Here is a 6695-nt window from a genome sequence, read left to right as displayed (position 1 = left end):
GTAACCCGGTGCTGATGGAGCGGATCGCCTCGCTGTGCGGGGCGGGGGTGCGGGTGCGGGGCAGCGAGGAGTTCGGGCTGCCCGCGCAGGGCAAGGAGGCCTATCTGTTCGCGTTGCTCGGTTACCTGTCCTATGCCGGGCTGGCAGGGAACGTGCCGTCGGCGACCGGGGCGTCGGGGCCGGTGGTGCTCGGGTCCTTCACCCCCGGTGCCCAGCCGCTCGTACTGCCGCCGCCGGACCGGTGGGCGCCGCAGCGGCTGCGGGTGGTCGGCGGGCCGGACTGACCGGCGGACCGGCGGACCGGCGGACCGGCGGACCGGCGGGTCGGCGGGTCGGCGGGTCGGCGGGTCGGCGGGTCGGCGGGTCGGCGGGTCGGCGGGTCGGCTGACCGGCTGACCGGCTGACCGGCCCGGGCAGGCGCCGGCCGACAGGGCGGGCGCTGCGAGGCGCCGGGTGTGGCGGGTGTGGCGGGTGTGGCGGGGCGCCGGGGTGGGGTGGGTGTGGCGGGGTGGGGTGGGTGTGGCGGGGCGCCGGGGTGGGGTGGGGGCGGCTCGACCTGGCCGGGCGTTCCCGCGCCCAGATGAGAAGCGGGACACGCGGGCATGGCGCAGTCTTCCCCTCATCCCCCGGCGGCGCCCAGGCTTTGCGGAGGCCCAGGCTTTGCAGCGCCTGTACCCGGCCGGCTGCGCTCCGGGCCACCCGTGCCGGCGGCCGAGTCGGCAAAGGGTGCTGCCCGCGCGGCGATGCTGTCCCGCTGCGGCGCCGGCCGGGCACGTGGCCGCACAGGTAGTTCCGCACAGGTAGTTCCGCAGCCGGCTGCGGAACTGGCCGGGGGCGGGACTTTCGGCCCCCGGCCAGGCTGCCGAAAGGGCGGGCAGCGGGCGGGACCTTGGGCCTCAACCCCGGCGGGCGGGGCGGGTGAGTGATCCGGGCCACCCCGGCGAGCGGGGCGGCGGGGCAAGACTGGGCCCACCAGACCGAGACATTTGTCCGGTTTGTCCTTGTTTTCTGCCCCGAGGATCTGCCGTGAACGACAGCAACGACCGCTCCCGCACCGTCCACACCTGCACCGGCGGTGAACTCGTGCCCGGCGACGTACTGCTGGACGCAGACGGACAACGAAACGTGGTCACCGGCAGCATCCCGGACGGCCCCGAACACATCGAACTGACCCTGCGGCCGCTGGCCGGCCGCACCCCCTTCCACCGCCGGATGCGGCGGTTCGCCACCGTGGACGTGCTGATGGAACGGGCCGGGACCGGACACCCGCAGCCCGCCGGACATCCGCAGCCCGCCGGCACCGTCTCCCCCGCACCCTCTGCACCCCCCGCACCCCCCGCACCCCCCGCACCCCCCGCATCCCCCGCAGCCGCAGCCGCAGCCGCCGCCGGAGGCGGCCGGGCCCGGGGGCGGGGGCGGCGCGTCGTCGTCACCGGGGTGGGGGCCATCAGCCCGCTCGGCGGCGACGCCGCCAGCACCTGGGAGGCGCTGCTCGCCGGCAGGTGCGCAGCGCAGGAGATGACCGGCGAGGAATTCCGGGAACTGCCGGTGAAGGTGGCCGCCCCGGCCGCGGTGGAGCCCGGCGAGATGCTGCCGCGCAGCCAGGCCCGGACGATGAACCGCTCGACGCAGTTCGCCGTCCTCGCCGCACGCGAGGCCTGGAACGACGCAGGGCTTACGTGCGCCCACGCCGACCCCGGCCGGGCCGGGGTCAGTGTGGGCACCATCATCGGCGGCGCCCCCGTCATGGTCGACGCCCACCGCTCACTGGCCGACAAGGGCGCCCGGCGGGTCTCCCCCCACACCACCCCCATGCTCGTCCCCAGCGCGTCGGCCGCCCACATCGCCATCGACCTCGGCGCCCGCGGCGAGGCCCGCACCGTCGTCGCCGCCTGCGCCTCGGGCACCGAAGCCATCGGCCAGGCCATCGACCGCATCCGCGACGGACACGTGGACGTGATGGCCGCCGGCGGCACCGAAGCCGTCATCACCCCCGAAATCATGGCCGGCTTCGCCAGCATGCGCGCCCTGTCCCCCGCCCCCGACGGACCGCAGCACGCCGCCCGCCCCTTCGACCGCCACCGCGACGGCTTCGTCCTCGGCGAAGGCGCCGGCTTCCTCATCCTCGAAGAAGAACAACACGCCCTCGCCCGCGGCGCCCGCATCTACTGCGAAGCAGCCGGCTGGGGCATCAGCGCCGACGCCCACCACATGACCGCCCCCGACCCGGAAGGCACCGGCATCACCACCGCCATCCGCAAAGCCCTCACCGACGCCGGCGCCACCGAAGCCGACGTCCTCCACATCAACGCCCACGCCACCGCCACCCCGGCCGGCGACGCCGCCGAAGCAGCAGCCCTGAACACCCTCTTCACCCCCCACACCATCCCCGTCACCGCACCCAAAGGCGCACTCGGACACCTCCAGGGCGCAGCCGGCGGCGTCGAAGCCGTCGCCACCGCCCTGACCCTCCACCACCAACTCATCCCCCCGACCGCCGGACACACCCACCCCGACCCCCACCTCGGCCTCGACATCGTCACCACCCACCCCCGCCCCCTGCCCCCCGGCCGAGGTCTCGCCCTGTCCAACTCCTTCGGATTCGGCGGCCACAACGCCGTCCTCGCCCTCCGCCACCACACCACCTGAAACCCCCACCTCAAGCCCGGAGCCCGGAGCCCGGGCCAGGGCCAGAGCCGGGGCTGGAGCTGAAGCTGAGACTGAGGCCGAAAGCGAAAGCTGACGTTGACGTTGAGGTTGAGGTTGAGGCCGTGCCCCGGACTGCGGCAGGCCCGGCGCCGCCATACCCCCCAACCCACACCCCGCACACAGAACCACGGAGCCGTGGCACCACCTGGGTACGGCGGCCGTGCCACGGGCCCGGGCCAGGCCGGGGCCGGACCCCGGTGGGTGAAGGGGACGGCTCGGCCGGGGAGCTGAACCCGGTTGCGCCGGGAGAGGGGACGGGGCGGCCGGGCCGGGTACAGCAGCCCGAGCCCGACGGCACAGCCCTGCCCCCCGAGGGACAGGGACCCGAGGAACAGGGACGTATGCGAAAGGGCCCGGGGCCGCAGCACGGACCCCGGGCACAGCCGTGCCGCGCAACACCCGGGCGCAGGGGCACGACGGGTGCGCCGCGCCCCCGCCCCAGGTGTTGCGCGTTCAGGCGGGCAGGTCGACCAGGCGGGCGCGGTGGTGGCCGGGGGTGCCCAGGGCGAGCTGGTCACTCTTGGCCCGCTTGAGATACAGGTGGACGGGATGTTCCCAGGTCATGCCGATACCGCCGTGCAACTGCAGCACCTCCTCGGCCGCATGCACCGCCGCCTGCGCACAGTAGGCCACCGCCACCGCCACCGCCGCATCGTCCGCACCCTCGGCCAGCGCGCCCGCCGCGTCCCGGCACAGGCCCTGGCCGAGACCAGCTCCAGCCACAACTGCGCCATCCGGTGCTTGAGCGCCTGGAAACCGCCGGCCCGGCGCGCGAACTGCCGCCGGACCTTCACATACGCCACCGTCTCCGCCAGACACCACCCCACGACGCCCACCTGCTCCGAAGCCAGCAGCCCGGCACCCGCCAGCAGCGCCCGCTCCACCACCGCCCGGGCGGCGTCCGCACCGGCCAGACGCGTGCCCGGCGTGCCCCGAAGGACCACCCCGGCCAGCGGGCGGGTCAGATCAAGAGGGGTCTGCGGCTCCAGCCGGGCACCCCCGACCGCAAACAGGCCGCCGGCGGCCGGCACCAGCAGCACATCCGCCGCCGCGTCGGCCACCCTGGTGCAGCCGCGCATACCAAGCGGTTGCTTGGCAACAGGAAACAGTCACGGAAACAATGCCTGGCCTCCTGCTGCCGGATGACCCCACCGGACACGCCGCCAAAGGGCGGGCAAATCGGACATCGAGGGTCTAGATTCCGGGGCGATCACCCGTCGCCGCCCGGACCGGAGGCCCGCCATGCCGCACCCGCCGCACCGCACCAGAACACGCCTGCTCGCCGCCGGCCTGGCCGCCGCCGCCCTGACCACCACCGGCTACGGCGCGGCCCAAGGACAGGAACTGACCAGCGACCCGGGCGGCACCACCGTGCTGCTGCTCGGGCGCGACACCCGGGCCGGGCTGTCGGCGGCCGAGCAAAGGCGCCTGCACGCCGGCGGACAGGGCTGCGACTGCTCCGACGTCATCATGCTGATGCACCTGTCCGGCAACGGCCGCCGGGCCGGCGTCCTGTCCATCCCCCGCGACGTCTACGCACCCCGCCTCGGCAGAAAAATCAACGCCGCGCATTCGATCGGCGGCCGCCGACTGGCCGAGCGCACCGTCGAGGACCTCACCGGCGTCGACATCGACACCGTCCTGACCGTCAAATTCGCCGGCTTCGAGAAGATCGTCGACGACCTCGGCGGCGCACAGGTCTGCACCCGCCGGCCCCTGCGCGACCTGCAGTACACCGGCCTGAACCTGCCCGCCGGCACCCACCGCCTCGACGGACAACAAGCCATCGCCTACGCCCGCTCCCGCCACAACACCACCAACGGCGACATCACCCGCATCCGCCGCCAGCAACGCCTCACCTCCGACCTCGCCGGCCGCATCATCGACACCGGCGACCTCCACGACCGCCGACGCCTGGAAAAACTCGCCGCACAACTGGCGAAATCACTGCACACCACGCCCGGCAACAGCACGAAGGACCTCCTCGAACTGGGCTGGAAAGCACGCAACCTGAAGCTGGAGAACGTCGAATTCGCCACCCCGCCCATCGCCGACCTCGGCGCCACCGTCCCCGGAGCCGGCTCGACAGTGGCCCTCCACCGGCAGCACGCACAACGCATGTTCCACACCATGCAAAACGACAAACCCCTCCACACCGCCGAAACCCGCCGCGGCACCAACGCCCTGGAACAAGACACCCGCACCACGGCCGGCACCCGCTTCGGCTGCGAAGGCAGCCCCACCCAACCCACCACCCCATAAACACCAACCGCCACCAGCCGCCGCCGGCCCCAGCCGGCCGATGCGCCGGCGGTCCGAGCCGGCGTCCTCCAGGTTCTTGCGGGACGCGAACGGTGCGCTGCGGCCTTCGGCGTGACGTGCAGGTGCGTCCGGCCCGGACGTCCCTCCCGGCCCTACGGATGCATAAAGCGGCTACTTGAGTTCATACGGGAGACATCCGACAACACTCCTGGAGTCCGGCCGCACCCGTCCCGCAGACCGGAAAGTCATGAGCCGCCCTTTGACGAAGCACGGCATCCACCTGGCACTGGTCACGCTCGCGGTCATGGGTGCCGGTGCCTGCGCGTCGTCCGCCACCACACTCAAGCAGCCCTCCGCCACCCGAGCCCTACCGGCAGATGAGTCCGCATCGCCGTCGGCACAAGACGAGCCGTACGCCGAAGAGACCCGCTCCACCCGCCTGCTGCGCAACCGTGAAAGAGCCGAGGAACGGCTGAGTGAGATCAAGGACAGGGGCAACGCGATGTCCGATGTCTCGGTCAGAGGGATCAGTGTCAAGCACACCGGCGACGACCTGCGCGCCGGCCTGGTCCGGATCAACAACAGCTCCGACGAGAAGGCCTTCTACTCAATCCAGGTGAACTTCGTCGCCGCACACGGCAACGTGGTGGACACAGTCTTCATCGGACAGCAGGACATCGAACCAGGCGAACTCGTGGACAGACACGCACTCAGCAGAGAAGCCGCCGACGCCAAGGGCCGGCCCACCGTGGCCAAAGCCCAACGAGACTGAACACCGGCAAGCCCCCGCAACAACCACACCAAACCCCCGGCCGACCGGAACGCCACGGATGGCCATGGACGGCCATCAGGCGCATCCGCGCCCACCGCAGGCCCGCGCCCGCCCGACCCGGCACCGACCTGCACGGCCCGCCCGCCACGACCACCCACCAGCCACCCAGATCCACCCCCACCCCCGCCGACCCCGCCAACCCCGCCAACCCGGCCGACCCGGCCAACCCGGCCGACCCGGCCGACAGGGAGACCGGGTCGGCCGGCGGCCGGCGGCCGAACAAGCGGACCAGGGCGGCGAGCCCGGGCGGCGAGCCCGACGACGGCAGCCGTCCCCACCCGCATCCGGATGGTGCCCGCAGCGGCGGCCCCGACCAGCCACCACCTCACACCCGGCCCCAGCACAAAGAACGCCGCGCCGCCCGCCCGGCGCACGGGCAATCACCGGCCTACCCGACGGCCGTCCCCACCAGCACAGCCAGCCGCTTCACCCCAGGCAGGCAGAGACGACCACCCACTCAGACAGGCAGCCCCACCAGCACCACCGCCGCGCCCGATGGGTGGCCCCGGCGCCGTCCAGGCCCTCCGGGACCAGCAGCCCCGCAGCCCCGATACCGCGGGCCAGCACCATCCACAGCGCCGGATCACACGGGCCGCCGGCAGCCTCCGTACGGGTGATCACGACGACGGGATCGCACCCGGCGGCCAGCAGCGCACGCACCGCGGCACGCAGACCCTCCTCCGCCTCCGAGCACAGAACAAAACCGGCACCAACCACCGCAGCCACCGCAGCCGCCGCAGCCGCCGCGGTCATCGCGGGAGGTCCTTCCAGGCGGCGTCCTTGTCAGCACGGGGCTCAGCCGGCAGACCCAGAACACGCTCCGCAACAACATTGAGGAGGATCTCCGACGTGAGCTGCACCCCGTTTCGTAGCGTCCCTGAAGCCAGGTCTA

General features: G+C 73.2%; 5 protein-coding genes and 1 pseudogene. 4 read left to right on the top strand and 2 right to left on the bottom strand.

The features are described from left to right. The coding region (locus tag ACNNMR_RS43110; RefSeq protein WP_419992355.1) for an anhydro-N-acetylmuramic acid kinase at positions 1 to 284 on the top strand (284 nt) is incomplete at its 5' end. Positions 285 to 1026: 742 nt separating this feature from the next. Beyond that, positions 1027 to 2649 (top strand): beta-ketoacyl-[acyl-carrier-protein] synthase family protein, encoded by a 1623-nt coding sequence (locus ACNNMR_RS43105; RefSeq protein ID WP_420000221.1) that lies wholly within the window; start codon positions 1027 to 1029, stop codon positions 2647 to 2649. A 513-nt stretch (positions 2650 to 3162) separates the two neighbouring features. On the opposite strand, the pseudogene ACNNMR_RS43100 reads toward ACNNMR_RS43105, so the two are convergent. Next, positions 3163 to 3776 (bottom strand): annotated as a pseudogene (locus ACNNMR_RS43100) (acyl-CoA dehydrogenase family protein); the annotation flags it as partial. A gap of 175 nt (positions 3777 to 3951) precedes the next feature. Between ACNNMR_RS43100 and ACNNMR_RS43095 the strand changes: the two are divergent. Further along, complete coding sequence (locus ACNNMR_RS43095) at positions 3952 to 4971, top strand: LCP family protein (RefSeq protein WP_419992357.1); 1020 nt, start codon at positions 3952 to 3954, stop codon at positions 4969 to 4971. A gap of 259 nt (positions 4972 to 5230) precedes the next feature. Further along, a complete protein-coding gene (locus ACNNMR_RS43090) occupies positions 5231 to 5743 on the top strand; it encodes a hypothetical protein (RefSeq protein ID WP_419992358.1) in 513 nt (170 codons plus the stop codon). Positions 5744 to 6229: 486 nt separating this feature from the next. Here ACNNMR_RS43090 and ACNNMR_RS43085 read toward each other — a convergent pair whose 3' ends face one another. Further along, positions 6230 to 6556 (bottom strand): hypothetical protein, encoded by a 327-nt coding sequence (locus ACNNMR_RS43085; protein WP_419992359.1) that lies wholly within the window; start codon positions 6554 to 6556, stop codon positions 6230 to 6232. Positions 6557 to 6695: the final 139 nt, after the last annotated feature.

This window comes from Streptomyces boninensis, from assembly GCF_048572725.1.
GTDB lineage: Bacteria > Actinomycetota > Actinomycetes > Streptomycetales > Streptomycetaceae > Streptomyces > Streptomyces boninensis.
The sequence above is the reverse complement of the archived record's forward strand: the minus strand, read 5'-3'. Positions and strand labels throughout refer to the sequence as shown.

Bases quoted from the DNA above. Each gene is read 5' to 3' on its own strand.
- ACNNMR_RS43095 (WP_419992357.1), top strand. From the start codon at position 3,952: ATGCCGCACCCGCCGCACCGCACCAGAACACGCCTGCTCGCCGCCGGC.
- ACNNMR_RS43085 (WP_419992359.1), bottom strand. From the start codon at position 6,556: ATGACCGCGGCGGCTGCGGCGGCTGCGGTGGCTGCGGTGGTTGGTGCC.